The 25084-nt window shown below is 35.5% G+C and carries 21 protein-coding genes; 9 read left to right on the forward strand and 12 right to left on the reverse strand.

The window, feature by feature from the left end:
• Positions 1–82: 82 nt before the first annotated feature.
• Genes M4I44_RS02325 through M4I44_RS02355 form a run of 7 tightly spaced genes read right to left on the reverse strand, consistent with a single transcriptional unit; the run spans position 83 to position 5836 of the window.
• Positions 83–1750 (reverse strand): tetratricopeptide repeat protein, encoded by a 1668-nt coding sequence (locus M4I44_RS02325; RefSeq protein ID WP_249966400.1) that lies wholly within the window; start codon positions 1748–1750, stop codon positions 83–85.
• Between the two features lie 17 nt (positions 1751–1767).
• Entirely contained in the window at positions 1768–2685 is a 918-nt protein-coding gene (locus tag M4I44_RS02330; protein WP_249966401.1) for a PstS family phosphate ABC transporter substrate-binding protein, read from the reverse strand.
• A 2-nt stretch (positions 2686–2687) separates the two neighbouring features.
• Positions 2688–2918 (reverse strand): hypothetical protein, encoded by a 231-nt coding sequence (locus M4I44_RS02335; RefSeq protein ID WP_017496144.1) that lies wholly within the window; start codon positions 2916–2918, stop codon positions 2688–2690.
• Positions 2918–3718, reverse strand: a complete 801-nt coding sequence (locus M4I44_RS02340; protein ID WP_017496145.1) for an energy transducer TonB — start codon at positions 3716–3718, stop codon at positions 2918–2920. Before M4I44_RS02340 ends, M4I44_RS02335 begins: the two co-directional genes overlap by 1 nt.
• 37 nt (positions 3719–3755) lie before the next feature.
• Positions 3756–4313: a biopolymer transporter ExbD gene (locus tag M4I44_RS02345; protein WP_017496146.1), complete on the reverse strand. Its 558-nt coding sequence runs from the start codon at positions 4311–4313 to the stop codon at positions 3756–3758.
• Positions 4314–4332: 19 nt separating this feature from the next.
• Entirely contained in the window at positions 4333–4959 is a 627-nt protein-coding gene (locus M4I44_RS02350; protein WP_017496147.1) for a biopolymer transporter ExbD, read from the reverse strand.
• 52 nt (positions 4960–5011) lie between these two features.
• Positions 5012–5836: a MotA/TolQ/ExbB proton channel family protein gene (locus tag M4I44_RS02355; protein WP_017496148.1), complete on the reverse strand. Its 825-nt coding sequence runs from the start codon at positions 5834–5836 to the stop codon at positions 5012–5014.
• Positions 5837–6215: 379 nt separating this feature from the next.
• Here M4I44_RS02355 and M4I44_RS02360 point away from each other — a divergent pair, with 379 nt between their 5' ends.
• A complete protein-coding gene (locus tag M4I44_RS02360; RefSeq protein ID WP_249966402.1) occupies positions 6216–7733 on the forward strand; it encodes a helicase HerA-like domain-containing protein in 1518 nt (505 codons plus the stop codon).
• Between the two features lie 146 nt (positions 7734–7879).
• On the opposite strand, the gene M4I44_RS02365 is transcribed toward M4I44_RS02360, so the two are convergent.
• The gene (locus M4I44_RS02365; protein ID WP_249966403.1) at positions 7880–9220 is read right to left on the reverse strand and encodes an NAD(P)/FAD-dependent oxidoreductase; all 1341 of its coding nucleotides are present in this window, start codon (positions 9218–9220) and stop codon (positions 7880–7882) included.
• 219 nt (positions 9221–9439) lie between these two features.
• On the opposite strand from M4I44_RS02365, the gene M4I44_RS02370 reads away from it, so the two are divergent.
• From M4I44_RS02370 to M4I44_RS02395, 6 genes are all read left to right on the forward strand, one after another.
• Positions 9440–10033 (forward strand): GNAT family N-acetyltransferase, encoded by a 594-nt coding sequence (locus M4I44_RS02370; RefSeq protein ID WP_249966404.1) that lies wholly within the window; start codon positions 9440–9442, stop codon positions 10031–10033.
• A 64-nt stretch (positions 10034–10097) separates the two neighbouring features.
• Positions 10098–10655, forward strand: a complete 558-nt coding sequence (locus M4I44_RS02375; protein ID WP_249966405.1) for an HD domain-containing protein — start codon at positions 10098–10100, stop codon at positions 10653–10655.
• 29 nt (positions 10656–10684) lie between these two features.
• Positions 10685–11479, forward strand: a complete 795-nt coding sequence (locus tag M4I44_RS02380) for an AraC family transcriptional regulator (RefSeq protein WP_249966406.1) — start codon at positions 10685–10687, stop codon at positions 11477–11479.
• Positions 11480–11559: 80 nt separating this feature from the next.
• Positions 11560–13089 (forward strand): class A beta-lactamase-related serine hydrolase, encoded by a 1530-nt coding sequence (locus M4I44_RS02385; protein ID WP_249966407.1) that lies wholly within the window; start codon positions 11560–11562, stop codon positions 13087–13089.
• A gap of 357 nt (positions 13090–13446) precedes the next feature.
• Complete coding sequence (locus M4I44_RS02390) at positions 13447–14910, forward strand: serine hydrolase domain-containing protein (protein WP_249966408.1); 1464 nt, start codon at positions 13447–13449, stop codon at positions 14908–14910.
• Between the two features lie 205 nt (positions 14911–15115).
• Complete coding sequence (locus tag M4I44_RS02395; protein WP_017496156.1) at positions 15116–15559, forward strand: hypothetical protein; 444 nt, start codon at positions 15116–15118, stop codon at positions 15557–15559.
• 162 nt (positions 15560–15721) lie between these two features.
• Here the strand turns inward: M4I44_RS02395 and M4I44_RS02400 are convergent, their stop codons facing one another.
• Positions 15722–18112, reverse strand: coding sequence for a penicillin acylase family protein (locus M4I44_RS02400; RefSeq protein ID WP_249966409.1), 2391 nt, complete (start codon positions 18110–18112; stop codon positions 15722–15724).
• A 116-nt stretch (positions 18113–18228) separates the two neighbouring features.
• On the opposite strand from M4I44_RS02400, the gene M4I44_RS02405 reads away from it, so the two are divergent.
• Positions 18229–19791, forward strand: coding sequence for a hypothetical protein (locus M4I44_RS02405; protein ID WP_249966410.1), 1563 nt, complete (start codon positions 18229–18231; stop codon positions 19789–19791).
• 129 nt (positions 19792–19920) lie between these two features.
• Entirely contained in the window at positions 19921–21732 is a 1812-nt protein-coding gene (locus tag M4I44_RS02410; RefSeq protein ID WP_249966411.1) for a hypothetical protein, read from the forward strand.
• A gap of 57 nt (positions 21733–21789) precedes the next feature.
• Here M4I44_RS02410 and M4I44_RS02415 read toward each other — a convergent pair whose 3' ends face one another.
• The 3 genes from M4I44_RS02415 to queA form a co-directional block, all read right to left on the reverse strand.
• Positions 21790–22242 carry a glycine zipper family protein gene (locus tag M4I44_RS02415; protein WP_249966412.1) on the reverse strand — a complete coding sequence of 151 codons (453 nt, stop codon included), beginning with the start codon at positions 22240–22242 and terminating at the stop codon, positions 21790–21792.
• Positions 22243–22427: 185 nt separating this feature from the next.
• Positions 22428–23705 (reverse strand): kynureninase, encoded by a 1278-nt coding sequence (gene kynU, locus M4I44_RS02420; protein WP_249966413.1) that lies wholly within the window; start codon positions 23703–23705, stop codon positions 22428–22430.
• A gap of 196 nt (positions 23706–23901) precedes the next feature.
• Positions 23902–24951: a tRNA preQ1(34) S-adenosylmethionine ribosyltransferase-isomerase QueA gene (gene queA / locus M4I44_RS02425; RefSeq protein ID WP_017496163.1), complete on the reverse strand. Its 1050-nt coding sequence runs from the start codon at positions 24949–24951 to the stop codon at positions 23902–23904.
• Between the last annotated feature and the right edge of the window lie 133 nt (positions 24952–25084).

Raw genomic sequence — 25084 nt, forward strand, 5'->3', positions numbered from 1 at the left:
AAAGATAGTCAATTAAATACGGAACAAAAAAAACCGATAGTTCAAAGAAACTATCGGCTTTATATTTGACTGTAAATTTATATTATTTTAGAGCTTTTACAGATTGCGCAGCGTAAGCATTTGCAGGATCTAAAGCTAAACTCTTATTGAAATATTCAATTGCCTTTGCTTTATCAGTATTTGCATAACTAGCACCGATACTATTGTAAGCTTCTACAACTTTTTTAACTGTAGCTGGCTTAGCCAATTCTTCAGCACCTTTTGCAGTAATTCTTGTTACGTACTCTTCGTAGTTTTTAATGATTAAATCATCTTTCTCTAACAAGTTGTTGATTCTACCTTTGTATAAGTAAGCCTCATTATAAGTTGGAGAAGCTTCTAAGATTCTGTCAAAAGCAACATCCGCTTTTCCTAAAGCCACAGCATCTGCAGCTCCATTTGTTTTATTTGCGTTAGCATAATAAAGAGAAATACCGTAGTAAATATTATCATCTAAGTAGTTTTTAGACTCTTTGTTTGTTGTTCCAAGCTCTAAAACAGTAGCAGCCTGAGCAAATTGTTTTTTCCCGAACAAAGCTTTTCCTAAATCAGATAATTCTTCAACCACTAAAGGCTCTAGTTCGATCGCTTTTTTGATATCAGCTATACCAGCATCAAAAGAAGCCTGATCAACAGTTCCGTCAGCAGCAGTTCCTTTTTTAATTTTAGATAAACCTAAATACAAATAATCTCTACCAATTACTTTGTTAGAAGGTACTTTGATATAATCTTCAATAGATTTGATCGCTACATCTACATTTCCATTCTCATAAGCAGCATAACCTAAATATCTGAAAATTCTAGGATTTACTTTATCCTCAGCAATCATTTTGTTTGCAACAGTCTCTAAACTTTTATAATCCTTAACCAAGATTAAGAAATCTGCGTGACGCATTTTAGAATCTAAAGAGTAATCCGTAAGACTTAAATACTTCTCGTAGTTTGTAATTGCATTTTGCATGTTAACTTTAGAAGTAGATGGTTTATTTCTTCCCCATTTATAGTAAGTCTCAGCCAACTCTCTGTAAACCGGACCATAACTAGCGTTCAAAGCAATTACTTCATTAAAAGATTTAATTGCTTCATCATAAGATTTAGCACCCTTTAATAAAACTCCAAGCTGCATTTTTGCTCTTAAAAGCGTTGGATCAGCTGTAAATGCATCACGGTATGCCTTGTAAGCATCGTTTTGATTGTTTGCTCCATAGTATGCATCACCAATAGCTAAAAGTGCAGTCGCATTTTGAGGATCAATTACCAACGCACGCTTCAAAACAGCTATCGCATTTGTATAATCTGGTGAAGAAGAATTCATGTAAGCTCTACCAATGTAAATGAATTCCTCTACATCTTTACGCTTCATATCTTTTGCGGCCAAAGCAAAATTTGCCTGAGCTGCAGCAGCATTCTTCGCATCAAGATCCAACTGACCTAATCCAATATAATTTAAGTTTTTCTTATCTGATGCCTGTAAACCATTTGCATAATAAATTTTAGCAGAATCAATGATTGCCTGATTTAAATATACATTACCTAAAACAAAATTAGCTTCTCCATCAGAAGGTTTTGCTTTGATGATTGATTTTAGCAATGACTTTGCTTTTTGAAATTGCTCAGCATCGATTGCTTTTTTAGCTTCTTTGATATCTTGCGCTTTTACTACAGTAGCTGAAGCAACTAAGGCAAGACTAAAAATTTTAAATTTATTCATCTCTAATTGTAATTAATTTATTCTTTATCTTTTACTATTTGATTCCTTATTTTAAGCTTTCTTCCAGGAGTTCTAACCGGTAACAAACCTGATTTCAGAACTATCCTCTGTCCGATATCGCCAGCAATAAAGGATGCAAACCCCATTCCCAAGCCAGAATAACCCTGGCAATTTATGATAAACAAATCACGTGCCAAAGGGTATTTCACTTCTGCAAGATCATTTTGAGTTGGGCTATAATATTGATTACTGTTTAATCCTTTAACACTCAATACATTTATTTTCTTAACCACTTCCGCCATGTTTGGTGACGGCTGAGAAAGCCAGTTTACACCAACTACCCCGATCATACCATCATTCTCAGATACAAATTTAATGACTTCATCGTTCGTTTTAAAAGAAAACACACCTTTTGCAGGAACATCTTTAACTTTAGCCAATTCTTTCATATAACGTACGGTACTTGAATTTGGATTATCAAACACAAGTCCTTTAATTCTTGCATCAGGCTTACCCAGCATAAAATCGATTACCGTTTTCAACGCTATTAATGTATCATTATTGCCTTTGTTCGAAATAAAAGCTATTGCATCGGTCGCAAAAGGGGTAACTCTGGGTTTTATTTTACTTTTTTCGAATTTAGCCAATTCTTCTTTAGTCAAATCTCTCGTTGTCACTACTACTGAAGCTTTCTGATTGAGTAAATCATTTATAAGCTCAGCTTCTGACTTAGGTTTTACCGTAATCTTTGCATCGTAATAAGTTCCTTCGAAGACAGCAACCTGATCGTCCACAATAGGCTTTATAGTTTCATCGACAGTAATATCGATTGCTCCTTTTAAAATTGTTTCTTTATCGTTTTTACTTTTTTGGTTGCACATGGCAAACAAAAAAACAAAAACAACCAAGCCTGCAATCTTACTATACTTTAACATAATTATTCTGCGTTTGAATTAATTAATCTCAAAAAACGAATTGCTGAATACACTATCAATAATCCTCCAAAAGCATATCTATACTTTTGCTCCATATTTAGCGGAAGTTTCTCCCAAAACATGATCATTAAACCGAGTACAAGATATATTAAAAAGAACAGTATTCCTAAAACAAGAAGAAATCGCTCTTTGAGCGATTTCTTCTGAATATTATTAAGTATACCTTTTAACATTATTCTGCAGATTGAATAGTAATAGGCAGAGAGTAAAGTACCCTAACTTTTTTACCATTTTGCTCGCCGGGAGTCCATTTTGGACACTTTTTAAGAACACGAATTGCTTCTGCTCCTGTACCGTAACCGATATCCCTTAAAACTTTAATGTCGGTTAATGAACCGTCTTTTTCAACTACAAAAGTAACATAAACTTTACCTTTTAAACCTTCTTCTTCCGGAGTCTTGTAATTGTTTCCTACGAATTTGTAGAATTTCTCAATTCCTCCAGGGAAATCTGGTTTTACTTCGATACCTGCAGTATTATAAACGTTGTTATCTTCCTGAATGATCTCTGTAACTGGTCCTTTACCAACTGGCTCATCAACAGTTAAAACTGCATCCGGATCTCCTTTGATGGTTTCGTTACCTACTTTTTTGTCCTTAAGTTCCTCAATTTTCGGAGGGTCTTCAGTAACTTCATTTGCCTTAGCAACAACCGGCTTCACGAATTTCACCTGATCCACTTTTGGTGGTGGTGGTGGTGGTGGTGGTTGGTTTGGCTTTACTTCCTCTTTTTTAGGAGGTAATTTTACTGTCGCAATCTTAATATCATTATTCACATCTTCTTCACTAGAATCTGGTAAAAAGCTTGCAATAAGAGGAGCTGCAACAGCAAAGCTAAAAATAACCGATCCAATAATAAGCGACTTTACAGTCGTCTTACCGTTCGATTTTCTTAACTCATATGCACCATATATCTTATTACGCCCTTCGAATACGATATCAAGCCACTGATTTTTAATTATATCTAATTTCATTTTTCTTGATTATTAGGATGTTAAAACAAGACAACTCTTATTTTTTATCTATCAATTTTGTTTCTTCAGGGCTAAACTCAGGAACGATAGCATAAGTATCTACTCCAGTGATAGCCATCTCATCCAACATATCAACTAAATTTCTGTAAGTTGACTTTTTAGTTGGCTTAATGATCACGATAATTCCGTTTTTAGGTTTCCCTAAACCTGTAGAATATTCTAAAACTGATTTCTTTCTTTTAAGAACTTCTTTACGAATTCCATCTTTACCATATGCAATGTCTTTAGGTCCAGCAATTGGACTTTCAAGCAATCCCATATAATAAACCATTTTGTTATTTTCACCTAACATCACGGTCATCGTACGATTCTCATCCACCTTAATATCTTTATTCTTGGTAGGATCTTCATCTTTATTTGGCAACGACAAATCCATCGATTGAGGTTTTGACAACGATGTGGTTAACATAAAGAATGTGATCAATAAGAATGCCAAATCTACCATCGCCGTTAAATCGACTTTCGAGTTTTGCTTTTTACTTCTTACTTTACCACCTTTTCCGCCACCACCGTCGCCGGTATTTAATTCAGCCATTTTAGTGTATCTTTTTTAATTAAAAGTCTTTTCCTCTCATACCTGTAACTAAGTTAAAGGAATTGATTTTTTGATCTTGTAAAATATCCATAATCTTTTTGATTTGTGGATACTGCTCTTTAGCGTCACCTTTGATCGCAATCTGCAATTCTTTATCATCAAGGTCAATTGCGGCTCTTCTTGAAACCAAAAGCCATTCTTTTAATTGATTGTCTAAAGAATCAATTGGAATTCCAGGTTGATCAGCTTTCACTCTATCCGCAGCTTTCATAGCGATAATTTGTTTCAAATTTGCTACTGGTACACCGAAGTCATCCATTAAGGCAAATTTAGTTTTATCATCTTCTGAGAAAGTCACACCAAATTTAGCTCCCATTCCTTCAAGAGTTCTTTTACGAATCTCTCTTCCTTTGATATCAAAAAACACTTTGCTTTTTCCGTCTGCTCCTTTACCGATCGTAATAATTGCCAAATCAGAATCTGGTAATTTACTTTGAACAGTAGAAGAAGGCATATCTACAGGAAGTGCTTCTGGCACCTTAGCAGTAGCGGTCAAAATAAAGAACGTAAGCAAAAGGAACGCAACATCACACATGGCAGTCATATCTGTCGATGTTGACTTTTTTTTCATTTTTATTTTAGCCATTCTCTTTTATTTTATTTTGATAAATAATTAATTATATAATATCAAAAATTAATTATTGTTTCAAACTTCCTCTGAATCTTCTGTAAGTATTTACGATTGTAGTACCAGCCTCATCGATAGAGTAAGTTAAATCATCAATTTTAGCAGTAAAGAAGTTGTAAGAAACGATCGCTAAGATTGAAGTAGAGATACCTGTTGCAGTGTTGATAAGTGCCTCAGAAATACCTGTTGCAAGAGCAGCCTGGTCTGGAGTTCCAGCAGAAGCTAACGCACCAAACGCTTTAATCATACCAGATACTGTTCCTAATAATCCTCCTAAAGTTCCTAATGATACTAAAGTAGAGATAATAGTCATGTTTTTTTCTAACATTGGCATTTCTAATGAAGTTGCCTCTTCGATTTCTTTGTGGATTACTTCTGAAGCTTCTTCACTGTTGAAACCTTCTTTTTTAACATCTTGATATTTAATCAAAGCAGATTTAATTGCATTTGCAACTGAACCTTGTTGTTTGTCACATGAAGCGATAGCAGCCTCGATGTTTCCTTCTTTAATGCTTCCTTGTACATTTTTCATAAATGTATCTAAGTTAGCTTTACCAGCAGCTTTACCGATAACAATAAATCTTTCAATAGAAAAAACAACAACCATTAAAAACATACCTAATAATACTGGTACGATAAAACCTCCTTTATAAACCTGTCCTAATGTATTGATAGGGTGACCAGTTTCTGGATTTCCTCCTTCAAAGTTAGCTGCATCTCCCATGATTACTTTCCAAATAAACACCCCAACTAAAATACACGCTACAATAATGATTCCAGTGATCATTCCTCCTCCGTTTGAAGTGCTTTCTTTTTTAACTTTAACGTTTGCCATTTTTTTTAATTTTAATAGTTTTAAATAATTTTATTTTTTAGTTATATTTAACTTGTAGAGGAGCAAATTTATACGTTTAGTTTAAATAAAAAAACTTTTTTTAATTTAATTGAAGGAAATTTAACGTCAATTTAAAAAATATCTCATTAAATTGCCGATATCATTTTTTAGATAAAACAAAAATAAGGGCTAATAATGGGAAAATTACAACGTTTTAGTAAATATTCAAACATTCCATTGATATCTTCTTAAAAAGTTGCGAAATTGTTTTTTATATTTTTTTTAACCCAAAAAAGTTTTTTCCTACTAAAGAAAAACAGCCTAAAATGTTAATAAACCTAGCAAACCTCTTATAATCATCTAAATTACAAATAAAAACATGAATAAAAAAGACAATTTCATTCAGGATATCAACAATGGCTATTCTTCGAAGGGAGATAGTATTGTTCTTGGAAGTGCCATTCTGGACGGAGAACCACTTGGAGAAGCTCATGTCAAAATTCCTCTAAAAACATTAAACCGCCACGGACTGATTGCAGGAGCAACGGGAACCGGAAAAACCAAAACGATACAGGTTTTCTCTGAGCAGCTTTCGAATGTGGGAGTTCCAGTTTTGATGATGGATATTAAAGGTGACTTTAGCGGAATTGCTAAAGAGGGTAAAGAAGAAGGTTTTATAACGGAGCGTCATGCTAAAATAAACATACCTTATAATACAGCTTCTTTTCCTGTTGAATTAATGTCACTCTCTAAACAGAACGGCGTTCGCTTAAGAGCTACTGTTTCAGAGTTCGGACCGGTATTGTTTTCCCGAATATTAGACCTGAATGATACCCAGGCGGGTGTGGTAGCCGTTATCTTTAAATATTGTGATGATAATAAAATGCCGCTTTTGGATTTAAAGGATATTAAAAAGGTCCTTAATTATATTACCGAGGAAGGTAAAGATGAAATAACTTCTAACTACGGCAAGATCTCAACCGCAACCACAGGAACGATTTTGAGAAAAATCATAGAATTGGAGCAGCAAGGCGGTGACTTGTTCTTTGGTGAACTTTCGTTTGAAATTGATGATTTAATGCGAATTGATGAAAACGGAAAGGGTTACGTAAACATTATTCGTTTGACGGATATTCAGGACAAACCTAAATTGTTCTCGACTTTTATGCTGAGTTTATTGGCTGAAATTTATCAGCAAATGCCGGAAAAAGGAGATGTTGTGCAACCTGAACTGGTTATTTTTATTGATGAAGCACATTTAATTTTTAATGAAGCCAGCAAGGCTCTTCTGGAACAAATCGAAACGATTGTAAAACTAATACGTTCTAAAGGGGTTGGAATTTATTTTGTAACTCAGAATCCAATGGATGTCCCGAGTGGCGTATTGGCACAATTGGGTTTAAAGATTCAGCATGCGCTAAGGGCTTTTACTGCCAATGACCGTCAGGCGATTAAAAAAACAGCAGACAATTATCCAACTTCTCCTTATTATAAGACAGATGAGTTACTAACCAGTTTAGGAATTGGAGAGGCTTTGGTAACAGCATTGAATGAAAAGGGAGTCCCTACTCCGCTTGTAGCGACTATGATGCGTGCACCTATGAGTCGAATGGATGTGTTAACTGCTGAAGAAATTGAAGGGATCAACAGCAAATCGAAACTCGTAAAAAAATACCTTGAAGAAATTGATCGAGAGAGTGCCTACGAAATTCTGAACAAAAAAATCGAAGATGCCACTCAGGCAGCTGCAGAACAGGAAGAAGAAACACCGACAAAATCATCTAAATCTGAACCCAGCACAGCTAGTGTAGTTGGTAAATCGGTTTTAAAAGTGGTTACCAGCGCTACCTTTATAAGAGGTGTTTTTGGAGTTTTATCAAAAATATTCAAAAAATAACCTATCAAAAATCAATGACAATGTCAAAAATCAATGGCAATGCCAATGTCAATATCAAAAATCAATTGCAATGTCAATGCTAATTTTAAATTGACTTTTGACATTGCTTTTTGATATTGTTTTTTGATATTGCTATTGTAATTGATCTATTTTTGCAATAATTCCAGTATTTTATTTTCTACTTCCGGACTGTTCCAGATGTTTTCAATATTTTCTATTCGTAAAACTTGTTCCATTATTACATTTTGAAAATCGCCAATTGCCAAAGCTTCGGAATAAGGACGATCACTAAAGGTTACGCGACTGTAAAGCGGAATCCATTTATCAGGATGTTTATCTGAGAATGCTTTTTCGATTTTCTTTTGCAATAAAAATTTTTCATCGGCCGTTTTGGTACTCATCTCCATGAAATTGCGATAAGACAATTCGGCAATTGCATCGGCATTCGGTTTACGTGAAATTTGATACTCGGAGAAGATTTTCTTCCAGTCGTCTCCATATTTCCCGATCATTTCACTTAAAACAGTGATATCTTCAAAACCCGCATTCATTCCTTGTCCATAAAACGGAACAATGGCATGACAAGCATCTCCGATTAAAGCAATTTTATCTTCGTATGTCCACGGAAAACATTTCATGGTTACCAAAGTACTGGTTGGATTTTTAAAGAAATCATTTGCCAGTTCGGGGATTACTTCGATCGAGTCGGGAAAATTCTTCAAAAAGAAGTCTTCAACCATTTTACGATCTGTAAGCGATGCAAATGAATTTTCGCCTTCAAAAGGCATAAACAAAGTACAGGTAAAACTTCCATCGAGATTAGGAAGTGCAATTAACATGTACTCACCACGTGGCCATATATGAAAAGAGTTTTTATCCAGTTTATGGGAAGCATCTGCATTTGCCGGGATGTTTAGTTCTTTGTACCCCATATTCAAAAATTCCTGGGAATAATTGAACATGCTCTGACGCTGCATTCTGTGTCGTATTCTCGAGAAAGCACCGTCGGCACCAAAAACCATATCGTATTTTTTCTCTTCCCACTCTCCTCTTTCGGTTTCACCTATATGTAAGGTAGCATCATTTAACGTTACGTCCCAGATTTTTTGTTCGAAAAGAAATTCTGCACCGGCTTCTTCCGCAAGATCAATCATTTTCCGGTTTAAAGTTCCTCTGGAAATGGAATAAATGGACTCGCCTTCCTGACCGTAGTTCTGAAAATTGAGTTTGTCCACCAAATGAATGGCTCGTTTGTCCATTGGGATAGCGATTTCCCGAACGGCATCTCCAACACCAACGCCGTCAAGTGCTTTCCAGCCCCGGTTTGACATTGCCAGATTTATAGAACGACCTGAGAAATTAATTTTACGGATATCGGGACTACGATCATAAACATGAACGGTATGACCTGCTTTTTTAAGATAAATCGCCAAGAGTGATCCTACTAATCCGGAACCAACAACAGCAATTTTTAGTGGAGTTTGCATCAAGAAAAATCTAAATATAAGATCGTAAAAATAAGTAATAATTGTACATAAGCTTTAAAATAAATCAATTATTTACTGTAGCTACTCACAACCGTTTCGATTTTTGCCAGAATTCAGAGTTAATTTAAAAATATAACAAAATGTTATTTTATTCGATTTATCTAAAAAATTTAAACTCTTACATTCGCTTTCGTTTTTACCTTAATATATATCACAATCATGGACAGCACAATTTTACAATCAGAAATTATTCTGGAAAACGAAAAAGTACTATTAATTCCGTTTGAGAGCCGAAGAAACATTGAACTCAAAGAAATCATTTTTGACGATGGGATCTGGAAATACATGGGCATGTACGTTCGCGATGAAAAAGATTTTGAAAATTACATTCAAAATACTCTAGAGCAAAAAGCCGCCGGGATTTGTTATCCTTTTTTAATCATTGACAAAGCTACCAACCGGGTTGCAGGAAGCACCAGATACGGCTACCTGAATCATACTAGTCAGAAATGTGAAATTGGATGGACCTGGTACGGGGAAAAATTTCAGGGAACCGGTTTAAACAAAGCCTGTAAATTTGAGTTGCTAAATTTTGGATTTGAAGCCATTCAATTCAGAAGAATACAATTCAGCGCTGATCTTGAAAACAGAAAGTCACAACGGGCAATTGAAAAACTGGGAGCAACCAAAGAAGGTCTTTTCAGAAACAATTATATCGATTCGGAAGGGAAAAGCAAAGATGATGTGTATTACAGTATTATTTCCGAAGAGTGGCAAGCAGTTAAAACGAATTACTTTCCTGAATTTATATAGGAAAAGCGCCTCAACTATTGTGATAGAAAAATGGTATTTTAGCTTCTTCTAAAGTACCTCTTCTATGACTGAATTACAGACTATCTATCAAAGAACCCTAAAATTTGCTGCAAAAAGACACGCCGATCAGAATCAGGTAATTCCCGGAACCAATTTACCTTATGTTGTTCATTTAAGCAATGTAACCATGGAAATTCTATTTGCTTCGCAAAACACAACGTCTTTTAATACTGCATTTGCAATTCAAATTGCATTACTTCACGATATTCTAGAAGATACAGCAACTACTTCTGAAGAACTTACAGCGGAATTTGATGAAGAAATTGCTCAGGCCGTCCTGGCACTAACCAAGAATTCTAAAATACCTAAAGAAGAAAGAATGACCGATAGTCTGGCCCGAATTAAAGCATTATCAAAAGAGGTCTGGGCTGTGAAATTAGCTGACAGAATAACTAATTTACAGGTTCCGCCAGAAGACTGGAGTGTGGAAAAGATAAAAGAATATCATAAACAAGCGATACAAATACTAAATACACTTAAAGACGGCAACGCTTATTTAGAAAAAAGACTTTTAGAAAGAATTCAAAATTATTTACTGTATTGTACCGTCGAAAAATCATAGGTCACAACTCATCCAAACATAATCTCAAAATGAACCTCTATTCAGAACATTATGTAAGCAAAAAAAGCGAGCGATTTGTTACCAAAATCTGGTGTCTGGATAATGGCAATGGCAAAACAACAGTTGAAAATAAGCTTGTCTTACCCAACGGCTGCTTTAATCTCGCTCTTATTAGTGGCGAATCAATAGAAGTACACACCAGTAAGCGAAAATATGAGATGAACGAAGGATTTTACTTTTGTTCGCAAATGACGAACAAGGTTTTGGTCAACATAAGACCTAAGACCAAAGTAACCATCATTCAATTCCAGCCCTGGACGCTTTCGATGTTTCCTCAATATGATTTGAGCCATTTTAGCGATTCGATTATCAGGATTAATCCCGAAGAGCTTCCCTTTAAAATACAATCTGATGCGGTTACTAAAAATTTGTTGCAGGCTATAAATGTTTATTTTGAAGAATTGTCTGCTTTACATTCAGAGAAAAATACTATCGAAAAAATCTGCGAGATTATAAAACATCACAACGAAGAAATTTCGGTTTCGGAAATTGGGGAGATTTTAAAGGTCTCTCAGCGATTGCTGCAAATGAAGTTTAAAACGGCAACTGGGCTTACGATTAAAAAATACATTCAGATTCTGAAGTTCAGAAAATCTGTGGATCAGATGGTACATTCGAATCCTGAAAAACTCAGTCTGACAGAGGTTGCTCTTTACAATAAGTATTTTGACCAGTCGCATTTTATAAAACAATTTAAAGAAGTTATGAAAACAACTCCAAAAACATTCAATTCCAGTTTGTACTTTCTTTCTAAAAAAAGATAAGATTTTCGCATTTGTACAATTTTTAGGTTTTAGATTGCAGTACTATTGCAAAATCATCAATCAATCAAACCAAATATAAAATGAAAATCAATCCATCTCTTTTCCCGCTAAAAGTTTTTTTAATTGGAATATTACTTTTCCACTTCCAAACCGGGTTTTCTCAGGAAGAAAAAAACTCCGAATTGTACAAGATCATTATGTCACGAGACAGTCTTCTTTTTAATGTTGGCTTTAATACCTGTGACATTAGCCAGTTTGAAAATCTTTACAGTGACAGTTTTGAATTTTATCACGACAAGGACGGTCCCTCGGATAAGGCTCTTTTTTTAGTCAATCTCAAAAAAGGCTTATGTAAATCGGTTGAAACTTACAAAGCCAGAAGGTACCTGGTTCCTGGCAGCACCGAAGTTTATCCGTTATATCAAAAAGGCGTATTGTATGGTGCCATTCAAATGGGAATTCATCAGTTTTACGAAAAATCAGCAGGAAAAAATGAATCTCTTGCAGACGTGAAGGAGAAATTTGGCAGTACTGCACGATTTACTCACCTATGGATTTTAGAAAATGGGACATGGAAACTTAAAAGATCCCTTAGCTACGATCATCAGGAGACCAATACAGCGGGCACCCAATCGGATATCTTTGACAACGATGCTGCCATTAAAAAATGGCTGGTTCAGAATAATGTTCCGGCACTGGGTATTGGCGTGATCAATGATGGGAAACTACAGGAAGTAAAAGTTTTTGGTGAACTTAAAAAAGGAGTTGCAGCACCCTACAATACGATTTGGAATGTGGCTTCTCTGACTAAACCAATTACTGCCATAGTCACTTTAAAATTGGTAAGTTCCGGAAAATGGGATCTCGACGAGCCTCTATACAAATACTGGACAGATCCGGATATCGCTAATGATCCGAATACTAAATTATTGACCACGAGAATTGTCTTAAGTCATCAAACCGGTTTTCCGAATTGGAGGTATATGAACAAATCCGGCAAATTAGATTTCAAATTCAAACCCGGAACAAAATACCAATACTCGGGAGAAGGCATGGAATATTTGCGAAAGGCTCTGGAAAAAAAGTTTCATAAATCACTGGATCAATTAGCGGATGAATTGATTTTTAAACCGTTAAAAATAAATGACACCAAATTTACCTGGGGCGCCATAACCGATGTTTCGAGATATGCCACTGGTTACGACAATAAGGGGAATGCTTACGAGCCTACCAAAAATAAAACAGCAAGTGCAGCCGATGACTTGCTCACAACCCTTGAAGATTACGGGACATTTCTATGCAGTGTGATGAACAGTGACGGTTTGAGCAAAAAAGTTTACGAAGACATGACCGCACATCAGGTTCAAACTAAAAAGAATAAATATTTTGGCTTAGGTTTTGAGATTTATGATTTAGGAAATGACGATTTTGCTTTGTCACATGGCGGAGCTGACAATGGGGTTCAGACGATTTTCCTGTTACTTCCAAAAACCAAACAAGGTCTGATTATTTTTACCAATGTTGATGATGGATATAAGGTTTACGAAAAAATCCTTACACATTATATGGGTGAAAAAGGGAAGAAAATAATTGAGATTGAAACCAAGTAAATCTCAATACAAAAAAGTGATGTGTATATAATCATTATTCGGAAATCTATGGTAAAATTATGTATTCTTATTGTGTTATTTTTAAGTGAAGTTCTATTTGCATAAACCTATTATTGATTTAAAAGAAATTTGTTAGTTATGAGCATAGGCCTATAAATAGTGGTGGTTCCTGGCAGTTCCCGGTCTATGCTCTCCCGCAAGAGTGTTAAGAAAAGATAAAAAAGGATTGATTCTGAAACATAATTAAAAATTCGTCGTCTAACAAAAGACAACGACATAATCCTGAACAGATTAAAGAGTTTCAATCATCAAATCAAAAATCAATCACTGATTTACTAACCTTAACCATCAATCAATATGCAGAAACCAATCAAACTAGTTGTTCTTAGCGTTCTTTTGCTATTTTTCGCTTTGAACATTACTTCCGCACAGGACAAAGCGAAACAAATTGACCAATTATTAACTACCTACAATCAATATGGTCAATTTAATGGTTCGGCACTGGTTGCCGAAAATGGAAAGGTAATTTTTAAAAAAGGATTCGGCTCAGCCAATATGGAATGGGATATTCCGAATCAGTCTGATACCAAATTCAGATTGGGCTCGATCACCAAACAATTTACCGCTTTTTTAATCTTAAAATTAGTGGACGACGGAAAACTAAAACTGGACGTTCCTATCACGACTTACTTACCGGATTACCCCAAAGAAACCGGCGATAAAATAACACTGCATCACTTACTAACACATACCTCAGGAATTCCAAATTATACTGCTACACCAAATTTTCTAAGAGATAAAAGCCGCAATCCTTATACTCCGGAAGACTTTGTAAAAACATTTAATAAATTGCCTCTGGAGTTTACACCGGGTGAAAAATTCAACTATAGTAATTCCGGGTATTTCCTCTTGGGGTATATTATCGAAAAAATTACCGGTAAAACCTACGAACAATATTTGCAGGAAACTATTCTTACTCCTCTAAAAATGGTAAATACAGGTTTTGATCATAGTGAAGTTATCCTAAAAAACAGAGCTGCGGGTTATGAAAAACAAGGCAAAAATTTTGTCAATTCTTCTTTCATTGACATGAGTATTCCATATGCGGCGGGATCTTTATATTCTACGGTCGAAGATTTATACTTATGGGATCAGGCACTTTATACCACTAAATTGCTTTCAGAAAAATTGATGGAGTCTTTTTTTAAACCTTATATAAAAGCCTGGGGTGATTTTTACAGTTACGGATGGTTTATTTCAGAAACTAATAATGGCAGTAAAGATAAACTGAAAGTTACGGAGCACGGTGGAGGAATTAACGGATTTAACACGCTCATATCACGTGTTCCTGCCGATAAAATTCTAGTAGTGTTACTTAACAATACAGGCAATACTGTTTTGGGCGAAATGAACACTGCTATTCGTGCTATTTTATACAACCAGCCTTATAAACCTGCCAGAAAATCATTGGCAATTGATTTATTGGATGTTTTCTCTACAAAAGGATTAGTAGCCGGAATGGATACTTATAAAAAACTAAAGAATGACCCCACTTTTGTTATTAAAGAAAACGATATGAACGAAGCCGGCTATCAGTTGCTGCAAAGCGGAAAAAAGAAAGAAGCAATTGAAGTTTTTAAAATTAATGCGGAGACTTTTCCAAAATCCGGAAACGTGTATGATAGTTTAGGAGAAGCCTATCTGACAGATGGAAATAAAGATTTAGCGATAACCAACTATAAAAAATCGGTGGAACTAGATCCTTCAAATGAAAACGGGAAAAAGGTCTTAGAAGAAATTTCAAAAAACAAAACGAAATAGCTCTCAGCAATCCTCTTTAAAAAACTCCGCTAAAATTGATTTAAAATCAGTTTTAGCGGAGTTTTTTTGTTACAATTTCTAACAGTCATATTCGATAATTTAGCATTAAAAGAACTATTTTAGCGCTGCCCAAAAAAACAATAGTAAACCCTCAAATCAATGCGATTTACAACAAGAACTGTTGTGAACTGTTTTTACTTAACCTATGAAAAAATTAAAGACACAAACTCTTTTAGTACTCGTACTATGTCTGTTTATTCCGCTTACTGGTAATGCTCAAACCTCAACCAAGACCGTCCCGATGCCCAGTCAGCAAAACAAAATTATCATTGATAAAATTGTCGAGGCTGCCCGTTACAAAAATTATGTGACCGATTTTTGTCTGGCAACTATTAGCGAAGCTGCCCTTAAAGAAAAATGGAACGATCAAAAAACGATTGAAATAACGGAGAGTATCGACTACAAAAACTTCCGGGACGCCGTTTATAATATGTTTGCTTTTTATAATGAAATAGAATTGGAAACACTTTTAAAAACCTATCAGAAAGATACTGTTTATCAAACAACCAATGTCATGGTTACCAACGATGCACTGGGTTATAATCTCGAAATATTTGCAAATGATATTGTTCGGGGAAGGTATAAATAGGTTCAGAGATTCTGGGATTCTAAGTTGCTAAGGTTTTAATCTTTGTCAAAGCTTACACTTTGACAAAGATGTAATCATAAAAACGCAAAAGAAACTTTGCGAATCTTTGCGAAAAGACTTTGCGCACTTTGCGGTAAAATCAGCAATCCTGAAACTAAAAAACTATTTCCCGGCAGGCTTAAATACCAATTTGGTGGATGTTTTAATGATCTCTTCTTTGTTTAGTTTCATCTTTCTGAATTTTCCTGCATTGTACATCTCGGCCTGATCGTCATAATGTTTACTAAACGGATTACCGGATTGTCCTGTTGGCAAAATACTCCAGCTATTTTCGATATCAGAGAAATCCACTACTCTTCTGGTTGATGGCCCGCCTTTTACGTGATACTTTCCTTCTTTATTGAATCCGAAAAACTGATTGTTTATTACTTCATTCGATCCCGGAGCTGCAAATGGCCCTACATTAAACAAACTGCGCAAAGCCGCTACTTTACCCAAAGGATGTTCATGTTCTACGGTGTGTGCTTTCCCCCAGTTCCAATCTGCGACCTGATTCCCAAATTGTTCCTGAAGTTCCGCTATGGCTTCATGGAAGGATTTTGAAACAATATCACTTCTGGTTTCTTTTACATTTTTGGTTTTGATGTTGTCCCACCAAACAGAATTTTCATTCTGAATTTGTCTGGCAATGATTTGTTTTCCCAGTGAGGTATCAAGATACAAACTAAAGTTATCGGCTCCCATTTCGTCTTCAAAAGTATTTTTCAGGTACAGATAAACACATTTATTGTAAATCGTTGGTCCAACATCCTCCGTATTATTGGTTCCTTTCCATGATTGCAAAGCATTTATCGCTTCTTTTTCTTCTGCGGAAAGCGAACTTGCGGCTACAGTCGAAATTAAACGTTGCACCACTCCCGGTGAAACCAGTGAAGTATTATCAAAAATCATCTTACTGATGGCTTCTTTATCCCAATCTGATTTTGCATCCATCAAACCTGAAATTCTTTTGGCACGATCCTCCGGCAAATAATATCCCGGATATAAAAAACCGTCAATAGCTTCAGGCTGATTGTTGGCAGAATACACATAACCCCATTTTGGATTCTCGGCAGAAGGATTCTTCGAAAAATCTAAATGTTCTTTAATATCGTCTTTACCACTGGCACCATCCAAAATAAGAAAGGTGTTCACTCCCTTATCGTGTTTATAAAGTGCTCCGGTTGCCCACCATGCCACATTTCCTTTAGCATCACCATACATCACATTCAAACCCGGTGCCGCTACAAGCGAAACTGCTTTTCTGAAATCGTCTTTGTTTTTAGCATGCGAAAGTCCGTAAACGGCATCTAAAATCTGGATAGGCTGTTGTGTATAAACCCATGACATTGCAATAGGATTCTTTTTTCCCAAACGATCCAGCACATCATTCATGATAGGCCCGTGGCGGCTTGATTTAACCGTCAGAACTACATCTGACGTATCTTTTACTTTTATCGTCTTTTTAATCGACGTATAAGCCGCAAAACCTGTTGGTGTCTGATATTGATTAGAATCACCCTCTTTGTTTTTTTCCTGATAAAAATCGATATCATCATTTTCGAACATTGTCAGTCCGTAAGCATAATTGCGATTGTGCGCCAATAACGGATAAGGTGTTCCGGCCAGATAACAGCCGTACAATTCAAAATCCGGCGTTATCAAATGCGCTTCATACCAGGTCGCAGGCTGTGAAAAGCTAATATGCGGATCATTCGCAAAAATCACTTTGCCGCTTTTCGTTTTAGTGGGCCCCGCAACCCAGCTGTTACTTCCCACAAAAGGAGGAATAAGCGAATTCTCCAGCAATGCCGCTACTGACTTTGAAATGGTGGTATATTCTTCGATATTCTCTTTTGAGTTTTTGATCCTGGTGGTATTAAACTCGCCCTCGATCCCTAAATCTTTTAAATATTCAACGCCGTATTTATCACGAATAAAAGTTAACAAAGGATCTGTTTTTTGCGCCATTGCAAAACTAAAAGACATATAACCAAAAATATTATACACGTCTTTTATGGTAAATTTTTCTTTTTTCACTCCTACCAGAGTAAACTCAATCGGCGTTACTCCCTCTTCCATGTAGTGATTTATCCCGTCCAGATAAGCCATGGTCATTTTATAACTCTGACTGTTCGGATCTAATTTTGCTATGGCTTTTGCCGAAGCTTCTTCTATACCGATTCCGGAGAAAAATTTATCATTTTTTAGTGCAACCGATCCAAAGATTTCTGATAATCTTCCGGGTGCAATTCTTCGAAGTAATTCCATTTGCCATAATCGTTCCTGCGCATGAACATAACCAAGTGCCGTCATCGCGTCTTTTTCAGAATCGGCATAAATATGAGGCACTCCAAAATCATCAAAATACACTGTGGTTTCTTTCTGGAGGTTTTTCAGTTGTACTTCACCTTCGTATTTAGGCTTCAGATGAAAGATGTAGGCACAAAGACCAATTCCAAGAATAACAATCAATACCAATAAAACCAACAGAATTTTTTTAATTTTTCTCATATTTATGAAACGTATAATGATAAATGATTTTGCAATGATGTAACTTAAATTTAAAATCCTGTAAGAAACATCTCTTTTAAAAGTCTAAATTTATGTATTTAAAATCAATACTATAAATGTCAATCTATAAAAAAATAGCGATCGGTATCATTTCAGTCCTTTTTTTTGTGATTTTATTCGATATTGGCCTCAACTATTGGATAAAAAAACAATTGCCTCTTATTGTACACGAAAAAAACAAAACTGCTTATTCGATTCATTACGAAAAAATCGAAGTCTCATTATGGAGCCGAAGCATCAATGCGCAAACCTTACTGATCCATCCCAAAAATCAACTTCAGAACAGCAAAACTAAAAACGGAATCTACTCCAAAATTGAATCCATTACGATTCGTCATTTTAACATTTGGGATCTGGCCTTTCGCGATATTATTCAAGCCGAAAGTATCATCATCAACAAACCCCGCGTTATTTTATATAAAAAAGGGGATAAGCTTTTAAACAATAGCAGAAGTATTCAAACAGAAATTATAACCCCTTTTCAGAAAATAATTGCGGTTTCCAATATCTATTTGAACGAAGGAAGTGTTGATGTGGTTTCGCTGAACCATAACCAACCTATTTTTAGCATCAAAAAAATGATTCTAAAGCTCGAGGGAATTTTGGTTACTGCTACTACTTTAAAAGAAAAAATTCCCATGCATTTTGAAAAGTATGTTTTGGTCTGTGATAGTTTATATTTTAAACCCAATGCCTTTTATCGCCTGAATATTGGCAAAATCAGTAGTGAAAATCAATTTCTAAGGCTTAAGGATTTTTCTTATTTGCCTGAATTTAATCGAAAAGAATTTGTTCAAAAACTCGACAAAGAGAAAGATATCTATACGCTAAAACTGGATTCGGCCGACATTGAAAAAATGGATTGGGGTTTTAAAAAAGAGCAATTTTTCTTCAAAGCCAACTCATTGGTTGCTCATCATTTGAACGCTAATATCTATCGCAATAAAATACCGAAAGATGATTTGAGTAAAAAATATCTTTACAATGCCTTATTGCGAAAAATTAAGTTTCCTCTGCAGATTGATACGATCCGGATTTTAAAATCAAAATTGGTTTATGAGGAAGAAATTGACTTTTCAAAAGGTCCCGGGATTCTAAATTTTGACAATTTCAATTTGCAGGCTATCCATCTGAAAAGCGGTTTTGCTTTAAAGAAAACTGCTGATGTGAAAATTAAAATCAATTGCCTGTTCATGAAAACGTCTCCTTTACATGTTGATTGGAGTTTTAATGTTCTCGATCCTAAAGATAGTTTTCATATTGAGGGGACAATCTCCCGTTTCAATGTTGCCGCGATGGAACGTTTTACCAAACCTTACATCAACACTACTTTTACCGGCAAATTCCATAAATATCAATTTGATTTTTACGGAAACGATGATAACGTTAAAGGAAACGCTTTGCTGGACTATGAAAATTTAAAAGTAAAACTCTTTAAAAAGAAACATCCTGAAAAGGAGGCGAAACTAAAAACTGCAGTTGCCAATTTAGTACTCAAAGATGACTCGGGAGCAACATCTAAAACTGCTGATGTTGAATTGGACCGAATTCCCGAAAAATCTTTTTACAATTTTCTATGGAGAAGTATTGCAGCGTCTTTTACCCAAATTTTAATTTAACTTATTTATTCTTCGGAAGAGTTTCATTTCGGATAAGGTCAAAGGAATAATAAACTGCAAACCTGATATTTATCAGGTTTTTTGAATTTTATTTTCCCAACATTTGCTTTTATTTTAATTTAAAAACAAATGGCAAAACCATCGTTACACACTTTTCATATTCCTGTAATGGGTCTCGCATATACAATTGACAGTCCGATTCGAGTGGCACAATTTGGTATTTCGTCTGTAATTTCTATCGCTGATGATGATCTGATTGAGAAGATGCGTAATTTTTACAGTACTAAATTTAATTTTCCGTACGAAGAGATAAGTCAAAAATTTCAGGACTACAGGGCACAGCGCATTACTTCATATCTCAATTTGGTCGATAAAATTGTGAAAGAGAAATTTGAAAATTTTAAAACGGAATTAATCGAAAGTAAAACTGCGTTAGAAAACTACATTGCGATGTTACCGAATACTTCCGACATCAAAAAGGGGTTTCAGAATTTACTGGAGGACGGGATTTCTTTTAAAGAAAATATCCAAAACTACATTGAATCACATCTTTCACCCGGTTGTATTGATGTGAATATCATGACCAAAATCGATAAAGATAATTTTGAAAAAAACGAACAGCTTCCGATTGAATTTAATGATGCTCATGCTGCTTTACGAGGTTTCGCTAATAGTGATCTTGAATCTTCGGTGGTACTTTCTGCCGGAATGAATCCGAAATTGTACAGCTATTTCGAAAATTTTTCAGATTTCTTTCCCAATAGTAAAAACGAACTTAAAAAGAGAATCATTCTAAAAGTCAGCGATTTCAGATCGGCTATGATACAGGGAAATTTCCTGGCCAAAAAAGGCCTTTGGGTTTCTGAATACCGCATAGAATCAGGGCTAAACTGCGGCGGACATGCTTTTGCCACTGAAGGTCTTTTACTAGGTCCGATTTTAGAAGAATTCAGGCAGAAAAAGAATCAGCTTATTCAGTCTGCACATGAATTGATGACAAAGGTATTACAGCAAAAACAAGTTCATGTCCCTGAAGCACCACTGCCTTTGAAAATTACGGTTCAGGGAGGCGTAGGTACTGCCGAAGAACACGATTTTTTATTGCAAAATTACGAAGTGAACTCTGTAGGATGGGGATCTCCTTTTTTACTGGTTCCCGAAGCAACTTCTGTAGACCCCGCGACTCGTAAATTATTAATGGATGCTAAAGAAAAAGACTTGTATCTGAGCCACATTTCTCCACTGGGAGTTCCGTTTAACACGTTAAAAGGCACTACAAATGAGGCTTTAAAGCAAAAAAGAATCGAGCAAAATAAAGCGGGAAGTTCCTGCCCGAAAAAATTCCTGGCCTTGAGTAAGGAATATGATCCACATGGAATTTGCACAGCGTCGAAGAAATTTCAGGACATTAAACTGGCAGAATTAGATGCTAAAAAAAATAGTCTTTCGGAGGAAGCTTACGAGAGAGAGAAGTTTTCGATCACCGAAAAAGCCTGTTTATGCGTCGGATTGGCCAATGCATCTTATTTAGAAAATAATATTCAGATAAAAGGTCAGGCGCAGGGAGTTGTTATCTGTCCAGGCCCTAATATGGCCTATTTTGATCAAGAAGTTTCTTTGTCTGATATGCTGGCACATATTTATGGAAATAAATCAATTCTGAGGGCTAATAACAGGCCTAATCTATTTGTAAAGGAATTAAAAATGTATATCGATTACTTTAGGAATGAAATAAGTAACATTTCGGGAGAAATCACCAATGCCCAATTAAAGAAATGGACTGTTTTTAAAGCTAATCTCTTAGAAGGAATTGCCTATTATGAAAATTTGTTTTCGTCTTCTTTCTATTTTCAGGAAGATCCCGAAAAAATTAAATACCAATTCGATTTTTACAAACTGGAACTGGCTACAATTAAAGTTCCAACTTGTGAGTTGGTATAAAGAAACCGCCGATTTAAAATTTAAATCGGCGGTTTTATTTTAAAACTGTTTTCTAGTTTACTCTTTTTTCTTTTTGCTGCCATCGATAATAGCTCCGGTTCCGGCTCCAACACCTGCCCCGGCTAAACCGCCTATTATTGCACCTTCACCTTTTCTCTTGCTAACAATGGCTCCTGTCACTGCTCCTACTCCGGCACCTATTACAGCTCCTTTAGCAGCTGAACTCCAACCTTTCTTTTTGGGAGTGGTTTGTGTTGCAGTCAGGGTTCCGTCAGCTTTTTGATTGACCACTACCACTTTTTGTGTTTCTAACTTTTGTTGTGCCTCTACCTTTTGCTCTTCTCTGATCTTTGCCATTTCCGTTCTCATCGAATCAATAACTCTTTGTTTACTGATTTCAACTTTCATCGAATCAATACTAGCTTGTTTTGCTTTATTGATATCCTCTTTTCCCTGATTCTGGCAAGAAACAAGAAATACCGCAGCTATAAAAATATATAAAGCTTTCATGAGATTGTAGTTTAAAAAATTATTACACTACAAAGTAAAGAAGAACTTTTTTCTGGAAGGTTACAGGATTTTGCAGAAAACTTATAGAATTTGAAGGTTCTGTTTCGCCACAGATTATAAAGATTAAAATGATTTTTAAAGAACTACTTCAATCTATTTGAATCTGCATGGGATTATACTTTGACTTATTCTCCTAAAATTCCTTTTTTAAGAATCTGCCCAAAATCATACATGTCTTCATACGAACAATACAACGGAACGGGTGCCAGACGGATTACATTGGGTTCACGCCAATCTGTTATCACTCCATTTTTCATCAGGTAATCAAATAAGCTTCTTCCTTCTCCATGTAGAAAAACAGAAAGCTGAGAAGCTCTTTCACTAAGATTTGAAGGTGTTATAATCTCAAAATTGCCTTTTACCTCTTTATCAATTTCATGTAGGATAAACTCTAAATAAGCGGTAATTTTATCTCTTTTTGCGATCAGGTTATCCATTCCAACCTCAGCAAACATTTCAACGGAAGCCAAATAAGGTGCTAAGGAAAGTATTGGTAAATTACTAATTTGCCAACCGTCTGCTCCATGAACCGGATCAAAATTAGGCTCCATTTTAAAACGACGTTCCTTGTTATGTCCCCACCATCCGGCAAATCTTGGTAAGTCCGGGTTGTTGTGATGTTTTTCATGTACAAAACAGCCTGAAGCATTTCCCGGTCCTGAGTTCATATATTTATAACTGCACCAGGCAGCAAAATCTACATTCCAGTCGTGAAGCTGTAGTTTAATATTTCCGGCTGCATGTGCCAGATCCCAACCCACTTTTGCTCCTGCTTTTTGACCTGCAGCGGTAATGGTTTTCATATCGAAAACCTGCCCGGTATAATAATTTACTCCTCCTATTAATACTAAAGCCAATTCATCTCCAACTTCTTCAATTTTGGCCAGAATATCTTCAAGGCGAATATTATGTTCTCCTTCACGGCGTTTAATTTCTACAATCGCATCTTCTGTTTTATAACCATGAAAATGTACCTGACTCTGAAACATATATTGATCTGAAGGAAATGCTTTTTCCTCACAGATGATTTTGTAACGGGTTGCGGTTGGCTGATAAAAAGAAACCATTAACAAATGAAGATTTACAGTCAAAGTATTCATTACCGTTACTTCAGAAGGTAAAGCTCCCACTATTTTACTCAGAGGTTGGGCGAATCTTTCCTGATAATCCCACCATGGTTTTTCGGCATAAAAGTGACCTTCTACGGCAAGATCTGCCCAATCGTTCATCACTTCATCAATATAAGCTTTGGTACGTTTTGGCTGTAATCCTAAAGAGTTTCCGGTGAAATAAATCACTCTTTTGTCATTAACTTTTGGAAATATAAATTGGTCCTGATAGTGATTTAAAATATCCTCTGAATCGAGTTGTTTCGCGAATTCGCGTGTATTTTGAAAAGTCATTGTGTTTTTGTTTTGAATGCTAAAATAACAAAAATTGTTTATTTTGTTTCAAGTTTCAGGTTTCAAGTTACCAACAGAACCTGAAACCTGAAACCTGAAACTTGAAACTTGAAACTTGAAACTTGAAACCATTATAAAATAAAAAACCCGACAAGTTTTAAAAACCTGTCGGGTCTGTCTATAAGATAAATTCTAATTAAAGAATTAACATTGCATCTCCGTAAGAATAGAATTTGTATTCTTCTTTGATCGCTTCTTCGTAAGCTCTTTTCATTAAATCATGACCACAGAAAGCAGAAATCATCATTAATAATGTTGATTTTGGTGTGTGGAAGTTTGTAATCATACAGTTGGCAATACTAAAATCGTGAGGAGGGAAAATAAATTTATTCGTCCAGCCTTCATACGGATTTAAAGTATTTTGAGAGGAAACTGAACTTTCGATGGCACGCATTGAAGTTGTTCCAACCGCACAGATACGTTTTCTACCTGTTTTTGCAGCATTTACGATATCACACGCTTCTTGTCTGATGATCAATTCTTCAGAATCCATTTTGTGTTTGGACAAATCTTCAACCTCAACCGGGTTAAAAGTTCCTAAACCTACGTGAAGTGTTACTTCTGCAAAATTTACTCCTTTAATTTCTAATTTTTTCAAAAGGTGTTTCGAGAAGTGTAAACCTGCAGTTGGTGCTGCTACAGCTCCTTCTTCTTTTGCATAAATGGTCTGGTATCTTTCAGCATCTTCAGCAGTTACTTCTCTGTTGATGTATTTAGGAATCGGAGTTTCTCCAAGTTCTGTCAATTTATTTCTGAATTCTTCGTAAGAACCGTCGTATAAGAAACGTAAAGTTCTACCACGTGAAGTGGTGTTGTCGATTACCTCAGCCACTAACGAATCGTCATCGCCAAAATAAAGTTTGTTACCAATTCTGATTTTACGGGCCGGATCAACCAAAACGTCCCATAGACGCTGCTCTGAGTTTAATTCTCTTAATAAGAAAACTTCAATTCTTGCTCCTGTTTTTTCTTTATTTCCGTACAAACGTGCCGGGAAAACTTTAGTATTGTTAAGGATCAAAACGTCTCCGTCATCAAAATAATTGATAACATCTTTGAACATTTTGTGCTCTATAGTTTGTTTTTGACGATCGATTACCATTAAACGAGACTCATCTCTGTTTTCTGCTGGAAATTCCGCTAAAAGTTCTTTTGGTAAATTGAATTGAAAATGTGATAATTTCATATTGACATTGCTGATTTTAGAGTGTAGATTTTAGATTTTTTTATCTAAAATTGTAAATCGTGTGCAAATATACGATTGTGAGATAGGCGTTGTCAAGTGTTTTGCTGTTTATTTTCAAAAGTCTTTGGTTTAC

The sequence above is a fragment of the Flavobacterium sp. B183 genome, from assembly GCF_023539155.1.
GTDB lineage: Bacteria > Bacteroidota > Bacteroidia > Flavobacteriales > Flavobacteriaceae > Flavobacterium > Flavobacterium tructae.